Origin of the sequence: Streptomyces sp. S063 (assembly GCF_002832675.1) — a bacterium.
In the GTDB taxonomy this organism is placed as follows: Bacteria; Actinomycetota; Actinomycetes; order Streptomycetales; family Streptomycetaceae; genus Streptomyces; species Streptomyces sindenensis.
Genome location: NZ_CP021707.1, coordinates 228,603 through 251,650 on the forward strand (window position 1 = coordinate 228,603; position 23,048 = coordinate 251,650).

Annotated in this window: 27 protein-coding genes and 3 pseudogenes; 13 read left to right on the top strand and 17 right to left on the bottom strand. The window is 71.4% G+C overall.

Annotated elements, in window-relative coordinates; genetic code table 11:
* Positions 1-71: 71 nt before the first annotated feature.
* The 13 genes and pseudogenes from CCZ36_RS35365 to CCZ36_RS01085 all read right to left on the bottom strand — a co-directional run.
* Positions 72-887: pseudogene (locus CCZ36_RS35365) on the bottom strand (DNA polymerase Y family protein); the annotation flags it as partial.
* 5 nt (positions 888-892) lie between these two features.
* A pseudogene (dnaE, locus tag CCZ36_RS01020) lies at positions 893-4,390 on the bottom strand (DNA polymerase III subunit alpha).
* 234 nt (positions 4,391-4,624) lie between these two features.
* Entirely contained in the window at positions 4,625-5,104 is a 480-nt protein-coding gene (locus CCZ36_RS01025) for a hypothetical protein (protein ID WP_128816866.1), read from the bottom strand.
* Positions 5,105-5,153: 49 nt separating this feature from the next.
* The gene (locus tag CCZ36_RS01030) at positions 5,154-5,564 is read right to left on the bottom strand and encodes a gas vesicle protein K (protein ID WP_069741961.1); all 411 of its coding nucleotides are present in this window, start codon (positions 5,562-5,564) and stop codon (positions 5,154-5,156) included.
* A gap of 55 nt (positions 5,565-5,619) precedes the next feature.
* Complete coding sequence (locus tag CCZ36_RS01035; RefSeq protein WP_128816867.1) at positions 5,620-5,832, bottom strand: gas vesicle protein; 213 nt, start codon at positions 5,830-5,832, stop codon at positions 5,620-5,622.
* A pseudogene (locus tag CCZ36_RS36840) lies at positions 5,829-6,675 on the bottom strand (GvpL/GvpF family gas vesicle protein). The gene CCZ36_RS01035 and the pseudogene CCZ36_RS36840 overlap by 4 nt, the downstream one beginning before the upstream one ends.
* The gene (locus tag CCZ36_RS01055; RefSeq protein ID WP_069735140.1) at positions 6,672-7,124 is read right to left on the bottom strand and encodes a gas vesicle protein; all 453 of its coding nucleotides are present in this window, start codon (positions 7,122-7,124) and stop codon (positions 6,672-6,674) included. Before CCZ36_RS01055 ends, CCZ36_RS36840 begins: the two are co-directional and overlap by 4 nt.
* Before the next feature lie 53 nt (positions 7,125-7,177).
* On the bottom strand, positions 7,178-8,371 hold the full coding sequence (locus CCZ36_RS01060; RefSeq protein ID WP_128816870.1) for an SRPBCC family protein: 1,194 nt from the start codon (positions 8,369-8,371) through the stop codon (positions 7,178-7,180).
* Positions 8,364-8,933, bottom strand: a complete 570-nt coding sequence (locus CCZ36_RS01065) for a hypothetical protein (RefSeq protein ID WP_069735142.1) — start codon at positions 8,931-8,933, stop codon at positions 8,364-8,366. The genes CCZ36_RS01060 and CCZ36_RS01065 overlap by 8 nt, the downstream gene beginning before the upstream one ends.
* A 51-nt stretch (positions 8,934-8,984) precedes the next feature.
* Complete coding sequence (locus tag CCZ36_RS01070) at positions 8,985-9,242, bottom strand: gas vesicle protein GvpG (RefSeq protein WP_128816871.1); 258 nt, start codon at positions 9,240-9,242, stop codon at positions 8,985-8,987.
* A gap of 53 nt (positions 9,243-9,295) precedes the next feature.
* Positions 9,296-10,006, bottom strand: coding sequence for a GvpL/GvpF family gas vesicle protein (locus tag CCZ36_RS01075; protein WP_128816872.1), 711 nt, complete (start codon positions 10,004-10,006; stop codon positions 9,296-9,298).
* Between the two features lie 2 nt (positions 10,007-10,008).
* Complete coding sequence (locus tag CCZ36_RS01080; protein WP_069735145.1) at positions 10,009-10,443, bottom strand: gas vesicle structural protein GvpA; 435 nt, start codon at positions 10,441-10,443, stop codon at positions 10,009-10,011.
* Positions 10,444-10,500: 57 nt separating this feature from the next.
* Positions 10,501-10,800 (bottom strand): gas vesicle protein GvpO, encoded by a 300-nt coding sequence (locus tag CCZ36_RS01085; protein WP_069735146.1) that lies wholly within the window; start codon positions 10,798-10,800, stop codon positions 10,501-10,503.
* A 188-nt stretch (positions 10,801-10,988) separates the two neighbouring features.
* Here CCZ36_RS01085 and CCZ36_RS01090 point away from each other — a divergent pair, with 188 nt between their 5' ends.
* Entirely contained in the window at positions 10,989-11,276 is a 288-nt protein-coding gene (locus CCZ36_RS01090) for a GlsB/YeaQ/YmgE family stress response membrane protein (RefSeq protein ID WP_069735147.1), read from the top strand.
* Between the two features lie 22 nt (positions 11,277-11,298).
* Here the strand turns inward: CCZ36_RS01090 and CCZ36_RS01095 are convergent, their stop codons facing one another.
* Complete coding sequence (locus CCZ36_RS01095; protein WP_128816873.1) at positions 11,299-12,417, bottom strand: YihY/virulence factor BrkB family protein; 1,119 nt, start codon at positions 12,415-12,417, stop codon at positions 11,299-11,301.
* A 134-nt stretch (positions 12,418-12,551) separates the two neighbouring features.
* Between CCZ36_RS01095 and CCZ36_RS01100 the strand changes: the two genes are divergently transcribed.
* From CCZ36_RS01100 to CCZ36_RS01155, 12 genes are all read left to right on the top strand, one after another.
* On the top strand, positions 12,552-12,872 hold the full coding sequence (locus CCZ36_RS01100) for a gas vesicle protein GvpO (protein WP_069741967.1): 321 nt from the start codon (positions 12,552-12,554) through the stop codon (positions 12,870-12,872).
* Between the two features lie 37 nt (positions 12,873-12,909).
* On the top strand, positions 12,910-13,365 hold the full coding sequence (gvpJ, locus tag CCZ36_RS01105) for a gas vesicle protein GvpJ (protein WP_128816874.1): 456 nt from the start codon (positions 12,910-12,912) through the stop codon (positions 13,363-13,365).
* A gap of 2 nt (positions 13,366-13,367) precedes the next feature.
* Complete coding sequence (locus CCZ36_RS01110) at positions 13,368-14,126, top strand: GvpL/GvpF family gas vesicle protein (RefSeq protein ID WP_128816875.1); 759 nt, start codon at positions 13,368-13,370, stop codon at positions 14,124-14,126.
* Positions 14,127-14,128: 2 nt separating this feature from the next.
* Complete coding sequence (locus CCZ36_RS01115) at positions 14,129-14,383, top strand: gas vesicle protein GvpG (protein ID WP_128816876.1); 255 nt, start codon at positions 14,129-14,131, stop codon at positions 14,381-14,383.
* Between the two features lie 5 nt (positions 14,384-14,388).
* A complete protein-coding gene (locus CCZ36_RS01120) occupies positions 14,389-15,261 on the top strand; it encodes a histone protein (protein ID WP_128816877.1) in 873 nt (290 codons plus the stop codon).
* 5 nt (positions 15,262-15,266) lie between these two features.
* On the top strand, positions 15,267-16,328 hold the full coding sequence (locus CCZ36_RS01125) for an SRPBCC family protein (RefSeq protein WP_128816878.1): 1,062 nt from the start codon (positions 15,267-15,269) through the stop codon (positions 16,326-16,328).
* Positions 16,325-16,672, top strand: a complete 348-nt coding sequence (locus tag CCZ36_RS01130; protein WP_128816879.1) for a gas vesicle protein — start codon at positions 16,325-16,327, stop codon at positions 16,670-16,672. The genes CCZ36_RS01125 and CCZ36_RS01130 overlap by 4 nt, the downstream gene beginning before the upstream one ends.
* Positions 16,669-17,499 (top strand): GvpL/GvpF family gas vesicle protein, encoded by an 831-nt coding sequence (locus CCZ36_RS01135; protein WP_069735151.1) that lies wholly within the window; start codon positions 16,669-16,671, stop codon positions 17,497-17,499. Before CCZ36_RS01130 ends, CCZ36_RS01135 begins: the two co-directional genes overlap by 4 nt.
* 2 nt (positions 17,500-17,501) lie before the next feature.
* Positions 17,502-17,729 (top strand): gas vesicle protein, encoded by a 228-nt coding sequence (locus CCZ36_RS01140; RefSeq protein ID WP_030084767.1) that lies wholly within the window; start codon positions 17,502-17,504, stop codon positions 17,727-17,729.
* The gene (locus tag CCZ36_RS01145; protein ID WP_030807560.1) at positions 17,726-18,004 is read left to right on the top strand and encodes a gas vesicle protein K; all 279 of its coding nucleotides are present in this window, start codon (positions 17,726-17,728) and stop codon (positions 18,002-18,004) included. The genes CCZ36_RS01140 and CCZ36_RS01145 overlap by 4 nt, the downstream gene beginning before the upstream one ends.
* Positions 18,005-18,133: 129 nt before the next feature.
* On the top strand, positions 18,134-18,619 hold the full coding sequence (locus tag CCZ36_RS01150) for an Asp23/Gls24 family envelope stress response protein (protein ID WP_069735152.1): 486 nt from the start codon (positions 18,134-18,136) through the stop codon (positions 18,617-18,619).
* A gap of 35 nt (positions 18,620-18,654) precedes the next feature.
* Positions 18,655-19,590, top strand: coding sequence for an SDR family oxidoreductase (locus CCZ36_RS01155; RefSeq protein ID WP_069735153.1), 936 nt, complete (start codon positions 18,655-18,657; stop codon positions 19,588-19,590).
* Between the two features lie 44 nt (positions 19,591-19,634).
* Here CCZ36_RS01155 and CCZ36_RS01160 read toward each other — a convergent pair whose 3' ends face one another.
* The 3 genes from CCZ36_RS01160 to CCZ36_RS01170 form a co-directional block, all read right to left on the bottom strand.
* Positions 19,635-21,281: a phytoene desaturase family protein gene (locus CCZ36_RS01160; RefSeq protein ID WP_128816880.1), complete on the bottom strand. Its 1,647-nt coding sequence runs from the start codon at positions 21,279-21,281 to the stop codon at positions 19,635-19,637.
* A gap of 76 nt (positions 21,282-21,357) precedes the next feature.
* Positions 21,358-21,822: an SRPBCC family protein gene (locus CCZ36_RS01165; protein WP_069735155.1), complete on the bottom strand. Its 465-nt coding sequence runs from the start codon at positions 21,820-21,822 to the stop codon at positions 21,358-21,360.
* Positions 21,823-21,889: 67 nt separating this feature from the next.
* On the bottom strand, positions 21,890-22,864 hold the full coding sequence (locus CCZ36_RS01170; RefSeq protein ID WP_069735156.1) for a TIGR03557 family F420-dependent LLM class oxidoreductase: 975 nt from the start codon (positions 22,862-22,864) through the stop codon (positions 21,890-21,892).
* Positions 22,865-23,048 lie beyond the last annotated feature (184 nt).

A 23,048-nucleotide genomic window follows, 5' to 3' on the forward strand; every position in this document is an offset into this window, starting at 1 on the left:
TCGTCGGGGCCCAAGGTCAGCTGTCGGGAGGCGGAGGCGGCGTCGACGAGTTCGCCCGCGCGCAGGGCCAGCGAGCGGACCCGGGCGCGCTGGAGTCCCAGAGCGCCGTGCAGCGTGTGGGCCGTGGCGCGGAGTCGGGGGGTGTGTGCGGTGGCCTCGGACAGGGTGCGGCTGCGGGTGATCGACGCGTGCCCCGTACGGTCGGCGTACTGGACGGTCAGGGTCAGCACCCGGCAGGTCTGCCGCTCGTCGCGGAGGCGGGCGCCGAGCTGTTCGGTCAGGTGGGTCAGGGCGGCCTGCCGGCGGGCGGCGTCGGACTCGTCGCGTTCGAAGCGGTGTTCGGCGTCGACCGTGCGGGGCGGGGCGCCGGGAGCGACGCGGGTGAGGTCGATGCCGGCCGCGCGGTCGCGCAGTTCGCGCCCGGAGGCCGCGCCCAGGATGCGCTGGAGGGTGAGCAGCGGGGTGGCCGCGATCCGGTCGGCGGTGCGCAGTCCGTACGAGGCCAGGGTGCGGGCGGTGGCCGGGCCGACGCCGGGCAGCGCGGAGGCGGGGAGCCCGGCGAGGAACCGGGTGACGGCCTCGGGGTCGTCCGGGACCGTGCGGATGGCGCCGGGCTCCCCCCGGTGGGCGGCGAGCCGGGCGAGCAGCGGGTTGGGGCCGATGCCGACCGTCACGTCGAGGCCGTGGAGCGCGGCCGCGCGCATCCGGATCAGGGCCGCGAGCCCGGCGGCGTCGCGGTCGAAGTAGCGGGTGCTCCCCGACACGTCGGCGAGGGCCGCGTCCGGCGGCAGGGCCTGGGCGACGGGGGTGAACTCGCCGACCATGTCGAGGAGTCGGCGGTAGACGGGGTCCGGCTGCGGGTCGCCGAAGTGGAGGTAGAGGATCATCCCGGTCACCCCGCGCTTCCGGGGCTCGCGTGGTGGAAGGACCGCCCGTCGAGCGCGTCGAGGGCGGGCAGGCCGGCCGAGGCGGGTGCGCCGGGCGGCTGGAGGTCGGCCCAGGGGTGCAGGGCGTAGCCGTTCGGCTGGATGAGGGTGCGGCGGGGCGCGGATCGGCGCGGGGCGGAATCGGCGCGGGTGAGCCGGTCGGCGACGGCGGCGGGGCCGCCCTCTCGGTACAGGTCGATCAGCTCGGCCAGGTTCCAGGCGGCCGTGCCGGTGATGCTGAAGGCGCGGGGCGGACGGCGGGCAAGGGTGCCGCGTACGAGCAGCAGGCTGCTGTGGAACACCGTATGGGCGCAACGCCCGTGGCTGTCCTCGAAGAACGCCAGGTCGGACAGGCCGGTGGGGTCGTCCAGGGTGGCGAAGATGACCCGCTTGCCGGAGCGGATCGGCGGGTCTGGGTGGCGACCTTGACGCCGGCGACGAGCACGGTGGAACCGTGCCGGAGGCCCGCCAGATCGGCGGCGGGGGTCGCGCCGATGTCGGCGAGCAGGGAGCGGTGCTCGTCGAGGAGGTGGGGGAGATGTCCATGCCGAGGACGTCGAGTTCGGCGGCGAGCTGTTCGGACGCGTCCATGGCCGGCAGACCCGTGACGGCGTCGGCCGCGTTGTCGTCCTCCGCCCCGGGGGCGTTCTCCGCACTGCCCGCGTCCTGTGCACTCCCCACCTCCGCCATGGGGAGCTGACCGGCGGCGGATCCGCCCGCGCCGCGCCCCGCGCGGTGCAGCTCGGCGACCTTCAGCAACAGCTCGCGGCGGGTCCCGAACGCGCTCAACGCGCCGACCCGGGCGAGGCGTTCGGCCAGCGGGCGGCTGGGCCGGGCGCGCTGCCAGAAATCCTCGACCGAGGCGTACGGCTGCCCGGCCACGATGCGTCCGCTCTCGGCCTCGGTGATGCCGCGCACCTGCGCGAGACCGATCCGCACCCCCCATTTACCAGACACCAGTTCGATTATGTGTGCGACCTGGGAACGGTTGACGTCGGGCAGCAGCAACGGCACCCCGTGGCGCCGGGCGTCCGCCGCCAGGACCCGCTTGTGATACATCCCCGGGTCGTGCGTGAGCAGCCCCGCGAGCAGGGCCGCCATCCGGTGGGCCTTGAGCCAGCTCGACTGGTAGGCGGGCTGCGCGAAGGCAGCGGCGTGCGCCTTGGCGAAGCCGAAGCTGCCGAAGTTCTCCAGGGTCTTCCACACGTCCCGTACGACCTGGACCGAGTAGCCGCGCCCGCGCGCCCGGTCGGCGAACCAGGCGCGGACCCGGCCCTGCCGCTCGGGAACGGACAGGGCGCGGCGGGCCTCGTCCGCCATGCCCCGGTCGCAGCCGGTCATCGTCGCCATGATCTGGATCACCTGCTCGTGGTAGACCACCTGCCCCTCGGTCTCCGCCAGGATCTCCCGCAGGTCGCGGTGCGCGTAACGGGTTCCGCCCCCGCTTTCCCTGGCCTTGATCAACGGTTCCACCATGGCGGCCGCGACCGGTCCGGGCCGGAACAGGCTGATGTCGAGCGCCAGGTCGCCGAACGACCGCGGCCGCAGGTTCCGCACCAGCTCCCGCTGTCCGGGACTCTCCAGCTGGAAGGTGCCCAGAGTGTCCCCGGAGGAGATCAGGTCGTACGTGGCCGGGTCGTCCGGCGGCACCTGTGCGGGATCGTCCAGGTCGACGGGTTCACCGGTGACGCGTTCGATCTCGGCGGCCGCGTGGGCGAGCGCCGACTGCATCCGTACGCCGATGACATCGATCTTGGGGTGTCCGGTGTCCTCGATGTCCTCCTTGTCGAACTGGGACATGGCGATGTTCTCCACGGTGGTCGGCGCCATCGGGGTACGCCGCCCCAGCGCCGCGTCGGAGACGAGCAGCCCGCACGGGTGCATCGCCGCCTCGAACGGCAGCTCGTCGAGCGCCTCCACCAGCTCCCAGAGCCGGCCGTGGTCCTCGGCGGCGACCTCGCGCAGCTCCGGCAGCTCGGCGAGGGCGGCCCGCACGTCCTTGGCCCGGATGTGCGGGAACGCCTTGCCCAGCCGGGCCGCCCGGTCCGGGGCCATGCCGCGGGCGCGGGCCACGACCTCGATCGCCCCGCGTGCCCGGTACGTCTTGTAGACGGCGAGCGTCGCCACCCGGTCGGCCCCGAACCGCCCCCGTACCGCCTGGTAGACCTCCAGGCGGCGGGCCGACTCGACGTCCAGGTCGATATCGGGCAGGGCGGAGCGGTGCTCGGACAGGAAGCGCTCCATCACCAGGCCGTGCGCCACCGGGTCGACCGGGCTGATCCCCAGCAGATGCGTGACCAGCGAGCCCACGCCCGAGCCGCGCGCGGCCACCCGGATGCCGAGCCGCCGGGCCTGTGCCGCGACCTCGGCGACGGTCAGGAAGTATCCGGCGAAGCCGTGCCCGGCGATGATCCGCAACTCGTCCTCCAGCCGGTCCCAGCGCTCCCCCTCTCGGTGGTAGCCGCGGCCGAGCATGCCCGCCGCGCACCGGTCCGCGAGCGCCCGGTCCGCCGTATCGGCGCTCGCGCCGACGAGCTCGGGCTCGGGCAGGTTCAGCCGGCCGAGCCCGAACGCGCCGCCCGGATCGACCACGCAGGCCTCGGCCGTCTCCTCGGTGGCCGCGAGCAGCCGCCGCGCGTCCTCGCTCCGGCCGCCCGCGGCCTCCGCGATCCGCCCGGCGACCCGCTCCATCTCCCCGCTGTCCTTCAGCCACCGCTGCCCGGTGTCGAGCCGGGACGCGTCACGGGCGTCGATCGGTACCAGCAGACGGGCGGAGTCCAGGATGTCGGCGACCTCGCCCCGGTCCGGGTCGGCGTAGCGCACGGCGTTGGTGAGCACCGGGGTCACCTGCTGCTCGGTGGCGAAGCCCAGCATGCGCGCGGCCAGCCGCAGCGATCCCGGGCCGGTGCCGGACCGCCCGTGCCAGGACGTCGCGATGCGCAACGACCGGCCGAACCGGGTCCGCCAGGGGCCCAGCAGGGTCGCGGCCCGGTCCGGCCGCCCCGCGGCCAGCGCCTGCCCCACCTCGGAGTCCGCCCCCAGGAGGACGAACAGCTCGTCGTCCGGACAGGACAGGTCCTCCCAGGTGACGCCCTGGTCCGATGCCGCCGTCACCAGCCGGCACAGCTCGGCCCAGCCGCGTTCGGTGCGGGCCAGGAACACCGCGCGCTGCGGTGCCTCGGCGACGAACGCACCGCCCCGGAGGGAGCGGTCCGCTGCCGTTTCACCGGCCCGGGGTCGGACGCCGGCATGCCGGGCACCGCAAGATCGACGCCGAACAGCGGCCGGATCCCGGCCTCCGCACACGCCTTGGCGAAGCGCACCGCGCCCGCCAGGGAGTCCCGGTCGGTCAGCGCCAGGGCGTCGAGGCCCCGCTCGGCGGCCCGCTCGGCCAGTGCGGACGGGTGGCTGGCCCCGTACCGCAGCGAATAGCCGCTCGCAGCATGGAGGTGCGTAAACGACATACACACCTCCTGTTGCCCATGACCCCCCTTTACGGATCTCTGCCATCTCATCCGATTCATCAGGATGAGGAAGAAGCACTCTACCCCCATGTTCGCATATTCGTTCGAATCGAGGGCGTGGAGGCAGGGCGGACGGGAAAGGCAGGTGCCTGGACGTGGGGCGGGGCCGGAGAAGATCTTCTCCGGCCCCGCCCCACGTCCAGGCACCTGCCCGGCGTTCTTCCGTTTCCGCTGTCAGATCCGTCCGCGCGCCAGTCGGGTCAGGGGGCCCGTCGGAGGCTTCGCGGTCGAACGTCCGATGGCGAACGCCGCTCCGGCGACACCGGCCACACCCGCCGCGGCTCCGGCGGCGACCGCCTTCCGGTGCTTGACGACCGCCCAGGCCGTGGTGGCCGCACTCGCGGCCTTGGCCGCGTTGGCGGTCACGGCCTGCTGCCCGCTCTGGAGCCCGGCGGCCGCGGCACGGCCGACCCGCCGGGTGGTCTCGCCGGCCGACCGCGCGCTGTCCGAAGCCGCGTCCTTGGCGCTCCCGGCCGTGTCCTTGGCGCCCTCGGCCGCGGACAGCGCCTCGTCGGCCTTCGTGTCGGCCTGCTTGCCGGCCTTCTCCGCGGTGGCGCCGGCCGTCTTGCGGGCCGAGGCGGCCGACTTGCGGGCGGTGGCGGTCCTCCCCTTGCTCGGGGTGGAGTTCTTTGCGTCCTTGTCGTCAGTGGTCATGGCCTCCTCCTTGCCTTGCGTCGTGTGATGAAACCTGGGCCCGCGCCGTTCAGGCGCCGTTGTGCGGCAGCAGTGAACCGAGCGGCCCGAGGTCGAGATTGAGGTCGTCCATCGTGAGGTCGTAGCGGTCGCACAGTTCCGTCATGCGTTCGTGCAGGATCATCAGTGTCATCCCGATCCGCTCCTCCTGGAGCTCGCTCAGGTCGCCCTGGTCGACGCGGTGGATCGCGGTGCGCTCCATCAGCTGGCGGAGCAGCTCGACGATGGTGAGCACCAGCTTGACGAGGTCCCGCTCCACGGTGTCCGGATCGGTGTGCAGACGCTGGGCCGCCGCCGAGGTGTGGTGGTCGTCCGGCCGCGCGGGGCTGAGCCCGAACGCCTGCGCCGCGGCACGCGCCACCTCCTCGGCCGCGAGGGCAGGCACGCCCGCCGGGCCTCGCGCTCGGTCGTCCTCGGTCATCGGGTTCCCCTCCTCGCCGGGTTGCTTCGCTCGGGTGCGTAACCGGTGAACGGCCTCACCACGGCCCCGGCTCCTCACCGGTGATCGACCGGATCACCGCTCGCAGGTTGATGTGGACCAGGTCCACGTCGGCGATGGACAGGACGAGGTCCCCGGTGAGGACGGCCCCGCCGTTCAGCAGGCGGTCCAGGAGGTCGATCAGCGCGACGGGCGGGCCGCCCCGGGGCTCGCTCTCGCCGAGAACGCCGCCGATGAAGTCCGTGCTCACCGTGGGCCACCGCCGTCCGCACCCTCCGCCGTGACGGCGGTCGCGAAGGAGTAGGGCGCCCACGGTCCTGTCACCTCGACCGCCACCCCGGGTACGTCCTCGGCCAGTGCGGAGAGCTCCCGGCGGAACCGCTCCGTGTGCTCTCGGGGACGAGATAGGCCTCGTTGGCGACGTTCACCCCGGGCCGGGAGGCGAGTTGCCCCTGCTGCGGGCGGTGCACCGCCCGTGAGGCGGCCACTCCCTCCGCGAGTCGCGCGGCACGGGCTGCCAGTTCGGATGCCGCCCGGTAGGTGTCCTGGCTGTCGCGCTGTTGTGCCTGACGCTGCCGCAGATAGGCGCGGCCCGCCCCGGCACCCGACGGTGTCACCGCGGCCGGCGCCGGGGCGGCGGCCGCGCGGGGATCGGCGTAGACCTTCACCCCAGCTCCACGTGCCCCTCCAGGCGGCTCAACAGCTCCCGGAATTCGCTGCGTTGCCTGACCATCATGTCGGCCACCCGGGTGTCGTCCAGATAGACCGTGGCCAGCCGCATCGGCAGCACGGAGGTCTCCGCGAACGCGGCGTCCACCACCGCGTGGTGGGCCCGGGCCACCGCTTCGAGCCGGTCCAGGTCCTCCATCTGCGCGGTCAGGCCCTGCTGGCTGAACGTGTCCGACGGCACGCCGGAGACGAGGGCGCACAGCCCGCCCCCCTCGACAGGGCGCAGGGGCCGGCCGTCCACTCCCGGCAGCCGGGCGGCGAGTCCGTCCAGGGCGGGGCCCTCACGGCCGACCGCGTAGACGTAACTCATCTCCCCGGCGCCCCCGCCCGGGGCGCCGACAGGTGCGTCCCATTCGGTGTTCATCGTCGCTCCTCCTCGGCGGGGGCCGCCTGGGCGTCGGCCGCGGCGGAGCCCGGAAGCCCGGCGGCCGACCGCAGACGGGCCAGCTCGGCACGCAGTTGCTCGTTCTCCTCGGCCAGCGCGTCCCTTCCGGCGCCGGCCTCGGCCTCCCGCGCGGGGTGGCTCCCGGTCCCCTGCGCGGGGCGGGCCCGTGAGGAGAGGGAGGGGTCGTGCTCCCACCAGTCGATGCCCATCTCCTTGGCCTTGTCCACGGAGGCGACGAGCAGGCGGAGCTTGATGGTGAGCAGTTCGATGTCGAGCAGGTTGATCTGGATGTCACCGGCGATGACGATGCCCTTGTCCAGCACCCTTTCCAGGATGTCGGCGAGGTTGGCCGACGAGCCCTGCTGCCCGTATGCCGGGCCGGCCCCCCGGGGCGGGGCCGGCATACGGCCGGCGAGTGAATCGGACACGGTCTCTCACGCCTTTCCGTACGGTGTGGGTGCGGGTCTGTGCACGGGCCCGGTCACCGGTCGGCGCCGGCCGTACGGCGTCGGGAGCGGGGGGCCGGAGGCTCCTCCTCCGTCTCGTCGCCCGCCTCTTCGTCGTCGTACTCTTCCTCGGCGTCCTCGTCCGCGGGCTCCTCCAGCTCGTCCACCGGCTTGTCGTCCTCAAGGACCTCGGCGTCCTCGGCCCCGGGCTCGTCCTCGGCGTCCTCGTCGACGAACTCCTCGTCCTGCGGCTCTTCGTCCTCGTACGCGAGGTCGTCGTCCTCGGAATCGTCGCCCTCGGGGTCGTCGTCCTCGTCGCGGGGCTGCTCGTCCTCGTACGCGTCGTCGGGCGGGCCGTCGTCGGGCTCGGTGCCCTCGTCGTTCTGGGCCTCCTCCTCTTCGAGCGCCTCGTCGTGCCCGACGACGACCTCTCCGTCACGGATCTCGCCCCGCCAGCTGTCGGTCGCCTCGCCGCGCATCATGATGAACTTGCGGTAGAGCTTGAGGTCGAGCCGGGCGCGACGGCCCTGGGCCCGCCAGATGTTGCCGGTCTTCTCGAACAGCCCCTTGGGGAAGTACTCGAGGACCAGCAGGACGCGGGTCAGGTCGTCGGTGATCGCGTGGAAGGTGACCACGCCCTTGACGGTGCCCTTGGCGCCTTCGGTGGTCCAGGTGATGCGTTCGTCGGGCACCTGCTCGGTGACGTTCGCCTTCCAGCTGCGGGTCGACTTGGCGACCTTCACCTTCCAGTTGCTGGTGGTGTCGTCGGCCTTCTCCACGCTCACGACACCCTTGGCGAACGAGCTGAACTCCTGGAACTGGCTCCACTGGTCGTACGCCTCGCGGACCGGCACACCGACGTCGATGTCCTCGACGATGGTGACGCTCTTGGACTTCCCTCCGCCGGACTTGCGCCCCTTGCCGAACAATCCCTTGACCTTGTCCTTGACGGTGTCCTTGAGGTGGGAGGCACCCGCGCTCAGGGCCGCCTGTCCGGGGGATTTGCCTTCGCCGAGAGCCTGGCCGCCCTTGGCCAGGCCCTTGAGGGCGCCGCCCCCGCTGCCCGGCTCCGCGAGCTTGGACACCGAGTCGCCGAGACGGTGCCCCAGCTGGGTCACCGCGTGCTCGGCACGGGCCCGGACGTAGTTCTGCAGTTCTTCCTTGAGCCGGTCGGTGGCCGGGTTCTTGACCACGTCGTCCTTGAGACCGCCGAGTGTGGATTCAGGCATCGTCGCCTCCCCGGGCCTTGCGGCCGCCGGATGCGGCGGTCTTGCGTGCGGCACCGGTGCTCTTGCGCGCGGAGGCGGAGGTCTTGCCCGCTCCCCCGGACCGGCCGCCGCCCGACGAGGACCGGCTCTTCGAAGCGGGCTTGGAGCCGGACGCAGCGGTCTTGCGAGGGGCCCGCTTGCGCTTCTCGCCCTCGCCCGAATCCCCTTCGTCCCGGCCCGCCCCGGCTTCGTCGTCATCGTCCGGTTCCTCTTCGTCGGCCTCGGGGCCCGACTCGAGCGCCCGGGTGCGCTGCTGGAGCGAGTCGGCCAGGCTGCCGGCCCGCTGTGTGACGGCCTTGGTGGCCGCGGTCCTGGTGGCGTCCACCAGTTCCTTGCGCACCTGGTCGTTCAGGGACCCCAGGACCGGAGAGTTGGCCAGCGTCCTGCCGAGCTGCCGGGGGTCCAGATCGAACTTCTTGCCGACGAGGAACATCCCGAACCCCAGGGCGAGTTTGGCCTTCTTCGTGCGGCCCAGCAGGTATCCCCCCACCAGAGCGGCGCCTATCTTGGCGTTCTTCGTCATGTGCGATGCACCTCTGATCTTCCCCCGGACACGTGTGGTTGCGGCTGATGGTCACGGCGCCTGCCGTGCGTTCTGTCGGTACTCCTCGATCTCGTCGAGCCGGTCGAGCAACTCGTCCTCGTGGCGGTCGAACTCCTCGGCGTCGATGAGGCCGTTGTTCAGGTCCTGCTCCAGCTGCGCGAGCCGGGCTCGTACCGGCTCGGGGTCGTAGTACTCCTCCTCGGCGGCGTGCACGACCTGTTCAAGGACCCAGACCGTTCCCCGTACGGGGGCCAGTGGCAAGGTCAGAAGGTCGCTGATGAGGCCCATGGCCGGGTCACCTCCGCTCCGTGAGTCCTCGGCGTGAGTCCTCGGCCCGGCGGTCAGACGAAGCTGTACGGCGGCAGCGGCCCCGTCAGGGTGAAGGAGTACGCGTCGCCGCGCTCCTCCGCCTCGCGCTGGACCGCGGCCACGAAGGCGTCGGTCTCCGCCCGAGGCACGAGAAAGGACAGGTTGAGGAACTGCTGCGGGGCGGGCTCGGCGTGCGAGCTGTGGGTGGCGGCGTCTGCCAGCCGGGCGGCGACGTCCTCCGCCTCGCGCTGACCGCGAGCGGTCACCTCGCGCGCCACCAGCTCCCCCAGGGCGACCCGGTCGTCGTGGCTGCCCTGGGCGCGCGTCCGTTCGTTGAGCTGCCGGATCTCGTCGGACTCGGTCATGATCTCCCGGAGGAGGTCGTCCTCGTCGCGGCCGGCCTTGAGGTTGTACTCCACCCGGCCGTCCAGTTGTGCGAGCCGCTCCCGGTACGCGTCCGCCTCACGGTCCAGGGCTGCGATGACCTCGTCGTCACCGGGGCCCACCAGACCGAACCTCATGGGCAGGGTCGCACCGCCCGCCATCAGCGCCTCCAGGACGTTCTGATGGGCCATGACATCGCGTCGCTTGGCACGGAGCCCGTCAGGCGCCTCGCTGACCACCGCGGCCAGCAGGTCGGTGCGCAGGGTGCGCAGCTCCGAGGGCGGGTCCCCCACGCCGTGCAGTCCGTTGAGGGGCAGCGGGTGGTCAGCGCCGGTGATGGCGTAGATGTAGGTGGGCACCGTTACTCCTCGCCTCGCTGGGACTGCCGACTGGACGTCGACTTACGGGCCGGGCGCTTGCGGGGCTCCTCCTCGGGCTCCTCGCGCTTGCCCTGCAACGACTCGCTGAAAGCCTCGACGGCACCGGTGAGCGCACCCTTGGACTTGCCCTTGGCACCGTTCTCCGTCATGTCACCGACCAGATCGGTGAGCTGACTCGGCGCCTTGCGGCCGGACTCCAGATCGAGCCGGTTGCAGGCCTCGGCGAATCGCAGATAGGTGTCGACACTGGCGACGACCACCCGCACATCGATTTTGAGAATTTCGATACCGACCAGGGAGACGCGAACGAACGCGTCGATGACGAGCCCTCGGTCGAGTATGAGTTCAAGAACGTCGTAGAGATTTCCCGAGCCGCTCCCACCGGACGTCGCATTGCTCTGCTGGACGAGTGTCATGGGGAACTCCTTTCGGTGATCTTCGTTGCGTCTGACGAGTTACGTCGACGACGGAATTCAGCGACGATCGATCTGGCCCCTGGCATAGCGGCGCAGCCGCTCGTAGGACAACAGCTTTCCCTGTGGGTCGAGTTGAACCCGGTAGGAGGCCATCACGCTCATGGTGTCCGGCACCCTCTCCAGCTCGACCACTTCCACGTCCGCCGACCAGCCGTCGTCGGTGGCCTTCATCGCGGAAACAGATCCCGGCTCGCACTGGAGCAATTCCGTGAGCTGCGCAGAGGCCTGCCGCATGGCGGTAGGAACGTCGACGCGCTTTCCGTCGTGCTCTTCATCGGTCTTCTTCTCTGTGCTCATCCTTCACCTGTCACCGGGGAAAACCGCTTGCTGATCGGTCTCCGTCGTCCATGGCTGACATTCGCCTGCCCCTGCGATCCGGACGTATGCGCGAACGGAGCGGTCAATGGTGGCGACGCGCACGTCGGGCACCGCATTTCGGGGTACGCGGAGCGGACACGTCCGCCACGAACACGAAGGAGTCGGCCATGGAAATCTCCGGACTCGTCAGCGCCCTGGTCATCGGGTCGGCGGTCGGCCTGCTGGGGCGCCTCGTCCTGCCCGGCCGGCAGCACATCGGCGTCCTGTGGACGCTTGTCGTCGGCATGGCCGCGGCGCTTCTGGGCTCGCTGCTGGCATCCGTACTGGGGGTGGGCGCCACGGGCGGCGTCGACTGGATCGAGTGGCTCATCCAGATCGTCCTGGCCTGCCTGGGCGTGGCCGCCCTGGACCGCGCCCTGGCAGGGACCGAACGCCGCCCGTGGAGGCGCGCCTGACGCCCACGGGCGCGTCGCGCGTTCAGTCGGTCCGCAGGTCGCTGGCGGGGCCTGTCCCACCCATGGCCCTACGGTCCTCGTCGGTCCACGCACGGGTGTCGCGAGGTTCGACGTAGGGCTCCTCGAACGGCGGGTGGCCGCCCAGGATGGCGCGCTCGCGGGCCATCTCCGCGTCGAACTCCAGACCCAGCAGGATCGCCAGGTTGGTGATCCACAGCCAGACCAGGAAGACGATGACGCCGGCCAGCGCTCCGTACGTCTTGTTGTACGAGCCGAAGTTGGCGACGTAGAACGCGAACCCGGTGGAGGCGGCCATCCAGATCAGCAGCGCCAGAGCACTGCCCAGGGAGCCGAAGGCGAAGCCACGCCCCTTGGCGTTCGGGGCCGCCCAGTACAGGACCGCCAGTATGACGGCCACGCAGACGACGAGGGCGGGCCACTTGGCGATCGACCAGATCAGGAGTGCCGTGTCGCCGATGCCCAGCAGGGCGCCGAGCTCACGGGCGATTCCCCCGGTCAGCACCACCATCAGAGCGCAGGCGCAGGCAAGGATCATGAGCACCAGGGTGAGCCCGACGCGTACCGGCAACACCTTCCACAGCGGGCGGCCCTCGGGCAGGTCGTAGACCGAGTTCGCCGCACGCATGAAGGCCGCCACATAGCCCGAGGCGACCCACAGCGCCCCCAGCAGGCCGACGATCGCCAGCACCGAACCGGTGCCGCCGCTGCCCTCCAACTGGGTGATGGCGCTCGTCATCACGTCCTTGGCGGCTCCCGGCGCCAGCTTCTCGACGTTGTCCAGCGCCTTCCGCGTGGTCGACTCCCCCGCGATCCCGAGGAGCGAGACCAGCACCAGGAGAGCCGGGAAGAGCGACAGAATTCCGTAGTACGTGAGCCCCGCGGCCCGGTCGGTCAGCTCGTCGCGCTGAAACTCCTTCGCCGTCCGTTTGAGGACCGCCCACCACGACGCCCTGCCCAGTTCGGTCGGCGCGTCCGGCGCGTCGCGCTCCACCTGGGCCTCTGGCCCGTTCGGCTCGTTCGACCCACTCCTGTCCCCTTCCTCCGTCGGCTCCGTCCCCCCGCGGCCGCCCGGGGCCGGCCCGTGCGGGGAATCCTGCTCACTGCGCTGTTCGTCGGCCATGGACGGCGGCTACCCCCGACAGCGTCGTTATGCAGGCTCGCCGGGCTTTCCGCCGGGAACAGGCCCTGCGGCACGTGTCACGACACCGGTCCGCCCAAGATGCGGCGCGGGCGAATGTGACGAGACTGGGCGCTATGGCAGACCAACGTTCGGCGCGGGCGACCAGCCCGACCAGGGCCCGGAAGAAGACCGCGCCCAAGAAGGGGCCCGAGCACGCTGCTCGCGCCGCCTGCCAGAGCCTGGAGGGGCTGATCGGCCATCGCGCCGAAGGCGTCTCCGCGGTCCGGCGTTCGGACGACGACGGCTGGTGCGTGGTCGTGGACGTTCTCGAGGTGCCCCGGATCCCGGACACGACGAGCCTGCTCGCCTCCTACGAGGTGCAGCTGGACAAGGCCGGAGAGCTCCAGGAGTACCGCCGGATCCGTCGCTACCGGCGCGGTGCCGCAGACGAGTGATCCGAGACCGTCCGAACAGCTGGAAGGACCCACCCCCATGGCAACGACCACCACGACCTACGCCGACGAGGTCGCTCCGTGCCCGCCCCGGGCCGGCACCTTGTACGACGTGCTGGAGCTCATTCTCGACCGGGGCATGGTGATCGACGTATTCGTCCGGGTCTCCCTGGTCGGCATCGAGATCATCAAGATCGATGCCCGCATAGTCGTGGCCAGCGTGGACACCTACCTCCGCTTCGCCGAGGCGTGCAACCGGCTCGACCTCGAACGGGACTCCGGCAGCACGACCGTCCCCGAGCTGCTCAGCGGCGGTGTGGCGAAGTCCGTCGGCAAGCGCAAGGTGCGCAAGGCCGCGGAGTCGATGGGCGATTCCCTGCGCAAGGCGGTGGGACACGACGACGAGGCGGACGAAGAGGACGAGCGCCCGAAGAAGCGTCGCGCCCCGGCCCGCAGCGGCAGCGGCGCAAGCCGGCGCCGCCGAGCGGAGGCCTGAGCATGGACGGCGACGGACTGTACGTCTACGCGGTGGTCGGCGAGGGAATCGAGCTCCCCGCAGGGGCGGGCGGCGTGGGCGATCCCCCCGCCGTCCTGCGCGTCATCGGTACGGGGAGGATCGCCGCGGTCGTCAGTGACGCCCCGGCCCGGCTGCGCGCACGGCGACGGGATCTGCTGGCGCACCAGGACCTGCTGATGGATCTGGCGGACAGCGGCCCCGTTCTGCCGATGCGTTTCGGCATGGTGGCGCCGGACGAGGACGCTCTCCTCGCCCAGCTGGCCCTGGCGGAGACGAGTCACCTCGCCACCCTGAAGAACCTCGACGGGCACGTCGAGGTCAACGTCAAGGCCCTGCCCGCACAGGACTCCCTCGCCGACGTGGTGGCCGAGGACGCCGCCGTACGGCGGTTGCGTGACGCGGCACGCAGACGACCCGGTTATGAGGCCAGCGTCCGGCTGGGCGAGGCAGTGGCCTCCGCCCTGGCGCGACGTGCGGCCGAAGCGGGCAAAGCGGTGTTGCGCGAGCTCGCTCCGCTGGCTCGCGCGGTCGCTGCGGGGCCCGACGTCCAGGGGTGTGCGCTGAACACGTCCTTCCTCGTCCCGCGCGGCCACAGCGAACGGTTCCGTACGACGGCAGAACGGCTCGCCGGTGCACGCCGGAGCCATGTCGACATCCGTATCGCGGGTCCGCTGCCCTGCTACAGCTTCGTCGGTGACTCGGGCGCCCCGCACCGGCGGGCAGCGATGACCGGAGGCTGACGATGGGACTGATCTCCGGGCTCCTGCTCCTGCCGCTCGCTCCGGCGCGCGGCGTGGTGTGGATCGCGGAGAAGCTCCAGGAGACCGCCGAGCGCGAGTTGTACGACCCCGGCGTGATCCGTGCGCAGCTCGCCGAACTCAACCGCGATCTCGACGACGAACTCATCGATCTCGAAGAGTTCGAAGCGGCGGAGGAGAAGCTGCTCGACCGGCTCCACGCCGCTCAGAAGCGCTGCGACGTCGACGACAGAAGGTGACAGACATGGATGACCAGGCCAAGGTGGCGCTGGCAGCCGCCGTAGTGGGCGGGTACGTGCTGGGCCGGACGAAGAAGGGCCGGCTCGCGCTGAGCGTCGCGACCTATCTGGCGGGACGGCGATTCGGGCTCGAACCCCGGCAGCTGGCGGCCGAGGGGATGCGCCGGCTCGGAGAGGTGCCCCAGTTCGCGGAGTTGCAGGAACAACTGAGGGGCGAGGTTCTGGACGCCGGACGCCAGGCCGTGACCGCTGCCGCCAACCGGGGCATGAGCTCGCTCGCGGACGCCATCGGCGACCGCACGCTGCGCCTCGGTCAGGCCCCCGAGGAGGACGAGGCCGACGAGGCCGAGCTTGAGGGGGAGTACGAGAGGGAAGAGGGCGAGCCGGAGGGCGAGGAAGAAGAGTTCGAGGACGAGGAGTACGAGGAGGAGCCGGAAGAGGAGGACGAGCCCGAAGAGGAGGAAGAGGAAGAGGAACAGGACGAGGACGAGGACGAGCAAGAGGACGAGGGCCAGGACGACACGGAGGAGGAAGCCACGGCTCCGCGAGCGCGCCGCAAGAAGGCGTCTGCCGCCTCCGCCAAGAAGACCTCGCCCCGGAAGTCCGCTCCGGCGAAGAAGACCGCGACCAAGAAGACCGCCCCCGCCAAGAAGTCCGCCCCGGCAAGGAAGACCGCGACCAAGAAGACCGCCTCCGCCAAGAAGTCCGCCCCGGCGAAGAAGACCGCGGCCAAGAAGACCGCCTCCGCCAAGAAGTCCGCCCCGGCGAAGAAGACGGCGGCGAAATCGACCGCCAGGAAGTCGACGGCGAAGAAGGGGTCCTCCAAGGAGGGCTCGTCGAAGCGGACACCGTCCAAGCGCTCCGGTAGCGGGAGGTAGACGTCATGGTGAAGTCGGACAGAACCGAGCCGGAAGAAGCTCAGGAGTCGGGTGTCGACCGTCTGAAGGACGAGCTGTCGAAGTACGCGAGCGCGCAGGTGCAGAAGATCGCCGAGAAGGCCGGCGACAAACTCACCGACCTCACCGGCCAGTTGAGTGATGTCGCGGAGAACGGCGGCTCACTGCCCGCGATCGGCTCACGTGTGCTCCAGGGCGACTCCCCGCTGAAGGCCTTCGTGTCGGAGAAGGCCAAGGGAGCGAAGGACACGGTGGTGGACAAGGCCAAGGAAGCCCTCGGCGGTGGGGGGAAGAGCAAGCGTAAGTCCAGTGGCAGCAAGATCACGAACATCATCGAGGTCCTCGATGTGGGCGTGCCTCTGCGTACGGCCTACGACGCCTGGACGCAGTACGAGGAGTTCAGCAGCTTCGCGAAGGGCGTCCGCGACGTCTCGAAGAGCGACGAGACGGAGAGCGACTGGAAGGTGAAGGTCGGCCCCTCGTCCCGCAGCTTCAAGGCCACGGTTCTGGAGCAGGTGCCGGACGACAGGATCGTGTGGTCGTCGGAGGGCGCCAAGGGAACGACCAGCGGAGCGGTCAGCTTCCACGAGCTCGGGCCCACCCTGACCCGGATCATCCTGGTCGTGGAGTACTACCCTTCCGGGTTCTTCGAGAAGACGGGCAACCTCTGGCGCGCCCAAGGGCGCCGCATGCGGCTCGACTTCAAGCACTTCCAACGCTACGTCACCCTCACCGAGGAGGAGCCGGAAGGCTGGCGCGGCGAGATCCGCGACGGTGAGGTCGTCGTCTCCCACGAGGAGGCCGTCGAACGGGAAGAGGCGGAGGAGCAGGAGCGGGAGGACGACGAGCCTGAGGACGAGGAGTTCGAGGACGGCGCGGAGGACGAGGGGGACGAGGGGGACGAGGGGGAGTACGAGGACGAGGGGGACGAGGAGGAGCCGGAAGAGGACGACGAGGACGACGAGGACGAGGATGACGAGGATGACGAGGAAGAGGACGAGCCGCCCTCTCCGAGGCGCCGTAGGCGTCGCGCGAAGGAGTCGCGGTGACCGACCTCGACTTCCGGCAGGGCGATCAGCCGATCCCCGGGCCTCAGACCAACAACCTCGCCGACATCCTCGAACGCGTCCTGGACAAGGGCATCGTCATCGCCGGCGACATCAAGATCGACCTTCTGGACATCGAGTTGCTCACCATCCGTCTCCGTCTGTTCGTCGCCTCGGTCGACACCGCGAAGAAGGCGGGCATCGACTGGTGGGAGACCGATCCCGCCCTGAGTTCCAAGGCGTCGCGCAACGCCTTGGAGGACGAGAACCGTGAGCTGAGGGAGCGTCTCCGGGCGCTCGAACCGTCCGCCGGCACCGACCAGGAGATGGAGAGCGAACAGAGATGACACAGCCCTCGGACTCACGGGTGGCGTCTTCGTCCGCGGACGCGGTGGCCACGTATGTGTTCGCCGTCTGCCGCAGCACACGTGCCACGAGCGCGTTGGATGTCACGGGCGTGGCCGGCCTGCCGGGCGGAGAAGCGGTCCGGCTGCTTCCGTCGGGTCTGCTGACCGCAGTGGTGCAGACCGTCCCCGCCGCCGACTTCACGGACGAGGTCTGGCAGCGTCGGCTGTCCGACCGGGAGGAGATCGAGCGGTACGCGCGGGCCCACCACGCGGTGGTGTCGGCCGTGGCCACGCACGGGCCCGTCGTCCCTCTGCCTCTCGCCACGCTGTACCACGACGACGACCGGGCCAGAAGCCTCCTGGCCGACGAGGCGGACCGCTTCCACAGCGCGCTGAAACGCGTCGCGCACCACGCCGAGTGGGGGGTGAAGGTGTACCGGCCCCTGGCACCCGAACCGGGCCCGGCGGTCGACGCGCCGGGCCCTGGGGCGACGGGTGGCCGTGCCCCCGGGGCGGGCCTCGCTTATCTGAACCGGAAGCGGGGCGCCCAGGCGCGGCGGGAGAAGCTCCGGGAACAGGCGCTGGACGTCGCCGAGTCCGTGGACGCCGAACTGCGCGGGCTTGCCGCGGCATCGCGCCGGTTGCGTACGCACGGTGCGGCGCTGTCGGGCGATCAGCGGGTGCACGTGCTCAATGCCACGTACCTCGTCGCCGACGAACGGGCGCACGAAGTCGGCCCGCTGGTGGCGGCGTTGGGCGAACGTACGGACGCGCAGATCGAGCTGTCGGGCCCCTGGGTGCCGTATTCCTTCGTCGGAGAGGCGTGACCGTGGCGCACGACGTGGTGCCCTGGGACAGCCCGGAACCCTTGAGCGGTCCTCTGGGGGTGCCGCTCGTCGATCTGCTGGACCGTGTTCTGGCGACCGGTGTGGTGGTGAGCGGCGACGTGGTCATCGCGATCGCCGACGTACCTCTCGTACGACTGTCGCTGCACGCGCTGTTGTCGTCGGTCAACGAGCGGGTTCCCTCGCCGTGGAGCGACGGGGGGCCGCTGTGACCGGCCCGCGCGTCGATCTGGACTCCGAGCAGATGGGGCGGGACCTGGTGGCCCTGGTCCTGACGGTGGTGGAACTGCTGCGGCAGCTGATGGAGAGACAGGCCATCCGCCGGGTGGAGCAGGGCGATCTGAGCGACGAGCAGGTCGAGGAGATCGGCACCACGCTGATGCTGCTCGACCAGCGGATGAAGGAACTCTGCGAGCAGCACGGTGTGCGGCCGGAGGACCTGAACCTCGACCTGGGCCCTCTGGGGACCCTGCTGCCCCGCGACTGAGAGCCCGCGTCGCGTCCCTCCGCCCCACTCGAATGGCGTATGCGGTCGAGCAGGCGCAGAGTGAGTGAGGGGGCCGCACGGGCCGGGAGGGGACAGGCTCGTGGCAATGACTCTCTCTGTGAGGCAGACATGGCCGACACCGAAACGCTGGGCACAGGAACCGCCACCGACCGTCGCTCGGAGGGATCCCGTGGCCGCGGCAGGACGACGATCGCCGACAACGTCGTCGCCGCCATCGCCGGCATCGCGATACGGGAGACCGACGGCGTCCACTCGATAGGCCGCGGAGCGTCGAAGGCGCTGGGGGCCGTCACCGGGCGTATGTCCGGCTCGTCCGGCTCATCCGCCGCGGGGCGCGCCGTCAAGGTGGAGGTGGGCGAGAAGCAGGCCGCGATCGACGTCGACGTCAAGGTGGAGTACGGCACGACGATCCACGAGCTCGCCGACCGGATCCGGTCCAACGTCACCGACGCCGTGGAGACGATGACGGGCCTGGAGGTCGTCGAGATCAACATCGTCGTCTTCGACGTCCACATCCCCGGCGACGATGATGACGACGATTCCGACGATCAGGGCGGGTCCCGCTCGGGCGGGAGCTCTCCTCGCGTCCGGTGAGGGGCGTTCACGGTTGACCGAAGGCAGGAGAGAACATGCCCCACAGTCCGGGCGGACGCCGGATCCGCCGTGCTCCCGCCCGTCCTCTGCGCGGGCGGACCGCCGTCGTCACCGGCGCCGCCCGGGGCATCGGCGAAGCGCTCGCCCACAGCCTCTCCCATGCCGGTATGCGCGTCGCCCTGCTGGGGCGGGAGAGGACGGCCCTGGAGCGGACGGCCGAGTCCCTCCCCGGCCCGAGCGTGTGTGTCGAGTGCGACGTCTCCGACCGCACGGCGCTCACGGAGGCAGCACGCCGCGTGGCGGCCGAACTCGGGCCCGCCGACGTGGTCGTGGCCAACGCCGGCATCGCGGTGAGCGGCCCGTTCGACCGGACCTCCGGTGAACTCTGGCAACGTGTCATCGACGTCAACCTCATCGGCTCCGCCAACACGGCCCGCGCCTTCCTGCCCCAGCTCACCGCCACCCGCGGATACTTCCTCCAGATCGCCTCGACCGCCGCTTTCGGCGCGGCGCCCATGATGAGCGCCTACTGCGCCTCCAAGGCCGGAGCGGAGTCGTTCGCCCTCGCCCTGCGCGGCGAGGTCGAACCGGACGGCGTCCAGGTCGGCATCGCCTATCTGCACTGGACCGGCACCGACATGCTCACCGGTATCGACGACCACCCCGTCCTTGCAGCGCTGCGCCGCAATCAGCCCGGCCCCGCGCGCCGGGTCCACTCCCCCGCCCAGGTCGCCCGTTGGCTCACCCGGGGCGTCACCCACCGCACCCCGAACATCTACGCCCCGCCCTGGCTCCGTTGGTGCCAGCCTCTGCGCCCCCTGTTCCCCGCGCTCGTCGCACGGGCCACCCGCCGCGAACTACGGAACCTTCCCCGGGAGGAGTCCTCCCCCGCCGAGGTCCTGGGTGCCGGAGGCCGTGCCGACTGGAACGCCTCCCGGGCGTCGCGCCCCGCTGCCCGACGCGACCGGTAGACCGGACCGCCGCGTTCCGGCGGAGTGGCGGAGGGACGCGACGATCACGTCCCTTCACCCCGTACGCGGGTGGTCTCGCCGGTCCGGCCCCGGTGGGCCAGCAGTCGCTGGACGGCGGAGAGCGCGGCCGTGGTGGCGCTGGTGGAGCGGAGGGCGGCGCGGGCGGCATTGGCACCCGGCGCCCCATGCACCCCGCCGCCGGGGTGCGCGGACGCGGAAGCCAGGTAGAGCCCCTTCACGGGCGTCTCGGGGCGGCCCGTTCCCGGCACGGGCCGGAAAATCAGCTGCTGGTGCATCGAGGCCGTGCCCCCGTTGATGGCGCCGTTGTGCAGGTTGGCGTCCGCCGCCTGCAGGGACGCCGGGGCGAGAATCCGCCGGGCCCGGATCCGGCTGCGGAAGCCGGGGGCGTACCGCTCGACCCGTGCCTCCATCCGGTCGGCCATCCGCTGCTGTTCCCCGGCCCCCCACCGGCCGGTCAGCCCGTCCGGGCCCGCGTCCGCCTTCACCGTGTGGGGCACATGGGTGTAGGCCCAGGCCGACTGGGTGTCCAGCGGGGACCGGGTGGGGTCGGCGGTGGTCATCTGTCCCATCAGGAGGAACGGGCGGTCCGGCACCAGGCCGCGGGCGATCTGGGAGGCGCACCGGGTCAGTTCGTCGACGCCTTCCGCCAGGTGCACGGTCCCGGCGTGGGCGGCGGGCGCGCTGCTCCACGGGACAGGGCCGCTGAGCGCCCAGTCCACCTTGAAGGTCGCGAAGTCCCACTGGAACCGGCGCATGTCCTCCAGGAGCCGGCCCGGCAGGTGCTCGGCGGCGACCAGCGATCCGTAGAGGCTCGGGGCGGAGACGCCCGCCAGGACGGCCCTGCGGGCGGGTACCTCCGCCCCGGCCTCCGTACGGACGCCCACGGCACGACCCCGGCGCACGACGACCTCGGTCACCCGCTGCCCGCACCGCACGCTTCCCCCACGGCTCCGCAACCGCCCGACCAGTGCGGCGGTGAGGGCCCCGGCGCCACCGACGGGAACGGGGAAGCCGTGGAACTGCCCCAGCATGGACATCAGCCAGCCGAAGCCGCCGCTGCCCGCCGCCTCGGGGGCCAGATCGGCGTGCAGGGCGTTCCCGGCCAGCAACAGCCGTCCGCCCTCACCGGCGAACTCTTCCTCGCCCAGTCTGCGGACGGGGAGGATCAGGCTGCGGGCCAGCCGCAGCCCGCCCGCCGCCCTGAGGCGCGCCGCCAGCACGGTGCCGGCCCGGACGGGAGGAAAGGGCGAGAAGAGGGCGTCGACGATGCCGTCGCCCACGCGGTCCCAGATGTCGCAGAGGCCGAGCCAGCCGTCTCCGTCGCCGGGTGCGAACCGGTCGAGGCCCGCAGCGGTCGCCGAACGGTCGCGGTCCAGCACGGCGCACCGGCCGTCGAGCAGCGGATGTGCGAGCACCTGGGGTGCGTGGCTCCAGCGGAGCCCCTGCCGGTGCAGCTCCAGCCGGGCCAGCACCGGGGAGGCCCCGGCCAGCGGATAGAACGAGCTCAACAGGTCGTTGACGTACTCGGGGTGGACCCCGCGGTCGCTGCGGACCGCGCCGCCCGGCTCGTCCTGCGCCTCCAGCACCTCCACCGACCAGCCCGCGTCGGCGAGCAGATTGGCGGCGACCAGACCGTTCGGTCCACTGCCGATCACCACTGCGTCGACCATGGGAGTGCCACCCTCCGTTTCAGCGGCCGAGCCCCCTGCTCGGCTGTACTCGATGTCGGCCGGTCGACCGGCGCGCCTATGTGTGCGGGCCCTCGCCCGTCCGGGCGGGCGTCCGGCTTTCGGTGAGCCGGGCGAGGCGCGCCAGCATGGTGCGGTGGCGGATCTGGATCAGCGAGTCCAGCAGAACGTTGTGGAGCGTGCCGCCCACGCCGCGCAGCGGGTGTTCGTCGACGGTCACGAGGGTCTTGTCGCCCCAGGGCCGGATGTCCAGGGCGATGCGTGCCGACCCCAGCGGACCGGCCTCGGCCTCCAGCTCCAGCGTCCGGGGCCTCTCGATGCGCCGCACCACCGTGCGGCCGGTGAACTCCTTGGGCCCCAGCCGCACGCTGTAGGCGATCGACGAGCCCAGCTCGGGCCAGTCACCCTGCTCGCGGCGGGACTCGGAGGTCCCCACCACCCAGGTGCCGTACAGCCGTTCGTCCTCCAGAACCGCCCACACGGCGGACGGAGCGCGGTCGATGAGGTGGTGCCGGGCGGCCATGTTCTTCCTCGCTTCGTCGGGTTCGTAGGTTCGTCGCTCGGGCGTCCCGGACGCCTGAGCCTTCAGGTCACGGACGGTTCGGTTCGAGCTGTCGGATACGTCCGTCGAGTTCGCGGCGGTAGAAATCGATGAAGCCGTCGGGGTCAGGGCCCGCGTTCTGCATGACCAGCCGGTCGAATCCCGCGTCGACGAACCCCTGGGCCACCTCGATGTACCGTCCGGGGTCCGCTCCGCAGGCGAACTTCTCCAGGATGTCCTCCTCGCGGACCGTGGCGGTCGCGGCGTCGAAGTTGACCGGGTTGGGCAGCTCGCTCATTACCTTCCATCCGGTCAGCGCCCACCGCGAGGTCTCGAGCGCGGCGCGCGCGGCGGTGTGTGCGTCGGGGGCCCAGGCCATCGGGACCTCCCCGTAGCACGGGCCGGTGCCACCGGCGTCGCGGTAGTGCCGGACGATGCTCGGCTTGTCCTCCGTGGCGAACAGGCCGTCGCCCAGCTCGGCGGCGATCCGGGTCGATTCCGGGCCGCTGGCGGCCACCGCGATCAGCGGCAGCTCGTCGGGGAGGTCGAAGACCCGGGCGTCCTGGAGTCGCAGATGCTTGCCCTCGTAGGACTGGTAGCCCCCGCTCCACAGCAGCCGGATGATCTCCAGCGCCTCCCGCAGCAGGTCGTGACGGGGCTTGACCGCCTCGGGGAAGCCCGGGCCGACGACGTGTTCGTTGAGCCGCTCCCCCGAGCCGACACCCAGGACGAAGCGGCCTTCCGAGAGCAGGGCGAGGGTCGCGGCCGCCTGGGCGATGACGGCGGGGTGGTAGCGCACGGTGGGGCATGTCACCCCGGTCGCCAGACCGATGCGCGAAGTCCGGGCCGCGATGGTCCCCAGCACCGTCCAGGCGAACGGCGAGTGCCCCTGGTTGTCGAGCCAGGGGTGGTAGTGATCGCTGATCTCCACGAAGTCGAATCCCGCCTCCTCGGCGAGCACGGCCTGCCTGACCAGCTCCGCCGGGCCGAACGCCTCCGCCGCCAGCTTGTATCCCACCTGCATGTGATCCTCGTTCCGTGTGCGTCGCGGCTGTTTTGTCCGCCGTTGCTTCCTTCACGTCGTTTCGTACGCACAGGGGTACCCCTTGACGCAGACGCGTAACGCCTGGCTGCCCCGCCCGGGTGTGGTGCGGGTTGTCATGCGCAGCTTCCCCGAAAGGACGGAGGGGGCGCACAAAGCGCATCGG

Excerpts from the sequence above, each read along its gene's own strand:
- CCZ36_RS01025 (WP_128816866.1), bottom strand. The coding sequence starts at position 5,104 with ATGACCACTGACGACAAGGACGCAAAGAACTCCACCCCGAGCAAGGGG.
- CCZ36_RS01030 (WP_069741961.1), bottom strand. The coding sequence starts at position 5,564 with ATGACCGAGGACGACCGAGCGCGAGGCCCGGCGGGCGTGCCTGCCCTC.
- CCZ36_RS01060 (WP_128816870.1), bottom strand. The coding sequence starts at position 8,371 with ATGCCTGAATCCACACTCGGCGGTCTCAAGGACGACGTGGTCAAGAAC.
- CCZ36_RS01065 (WP_069735142.1), bottom strand. The coding sequence starts at position 8,933 with ATGACGAAGAACGCCAAGATAGGCGCCGCTCTGGTGGGGGGATACCTG.
- CCZ36_RS01070 (WP_128816871.1), bottom strand. The coding sequence starts at position 9,242 with ATGGGCCTCATCAGCGACCTTCTGACCTTGCCACTGGCCCCCGTACGG.
- CCZ36_RS01080 (WP_069735145.1), bottom strand. The coding sequence starts at position 10,443 with ATGACACTCGTCCAGCAGAGCAATGCGACGTCCGGTGGGAGCGGCTCG.
- CCZ36_RS01085 (WP_069735146.1), bottom strand. The coding sequence starts at position 10,800 with ATGAGCACAGAGAAGAAGACCGATGAAGAGCACGACGGAAAGCGCGTC.
- CCZ36_RS01090 (WP_069735147.1), top strand. The coding sequence starts at position 10,989 with ATGGAAATCTCCGGACTCGTCAGCGCCCTGGTCATCGGGTCGGCGGTC.
- CCZ36_RS01095 (WP_128816873.1), bottom strand. The coding sequence starts at position 12,417 with ATGGCCGACGAACAGCGCAGTGAGCAGGATTCCCCGCACGGGCCGGCC.
- CCZ36_RS01100 (WP_069741967.1), top strand. The coding sequence starts at position 12,552 with ATGGCAGACCAACGTTCGGCGCGGGCGACCAGCCCGACCAGGGCCCGG.
- gvpJ (WP_128816874.1), top strand. The coding sequence starts at position 12,910 with ATGGCAACGACCACCACGACCTACGCCGACGAGGTCGCTCCGTGCCCG.
- CCZ36_RS01110 (WP_128816875.1), top strand. The coding sequence starts at position 13,368 with ATGGACGGCGACGGACTGTACGTCTACGCGGTGGTCGGCGAGGGAATC.
- CCZ36_RS01115 (WP_128816876.1), top strand. The coding sequence starts at position 14,129 with ATGGGACTGATCTCCGGGCTCCTGCTCCTGCCGCTCGCTCCGGCGCGC.
- CCZ36_RS01120 (WP_128816877.1), top strand. The coding sequence starts at position 14,389 with ATGGATGACCAGGCCAAGGTGGCGCTGGCAGCCGCCGTAGTGGGCGGG.
- CCZ36_RS01125 (WP_128816878.1), top strand. The coding sequence starts at position 15,267 with ATGGTGAAGTCGGACAGAACCGAGCCGGAAGAAGCTCAGGAGTCGGGT.
- CCZ36_RS01135 (WP_069735151.1), top strand. The coding sequence starts at position 16,669 with ATGACACAGCCCTCGGACTCACGGGTGGCGTCTTCGTCCGCGGACGCG.
- CCZ36_RS01150 (WP_069735152.1), top strand. The coding sequence starts at position 18,134 with ATGGCCGACACCGAAACGCTGGGCACAGGAACCGCCACCGACCGTCGC.
- CCZ36_RS01155 (WP_069735153.1), top strand. The coding sequence starts at position 18,655 with ATGCCCCACAGTCCGGGCGGACGCCGGATCCGCCGTGCTCCCGCCCGT.
- CCZ36_RS01160 (WP_128816880.1), bottom strand. The coding sequence starts at position 21,281 with ATGGTCGACGCAGTGGTGATCGGCAGTGGACCGAACGGTCTGGTCGCC.
- CCZ36_RS01165 (WP_069735155.1), bottom strand. The coding sequence starts at position 21,822 with ATGGCCGCCCGGCACCACCTCATCGACCGCGCTCCGTCCGCCGTGTGG.
- CCZ36_RS01170 (WP_069735156.1), bottom strand. The coding sequence starts at position 22,864 with ATGCAGGTGGGATACAAGCTGGCGGCGGAGGCGTTCGGCCCGGCGGAG.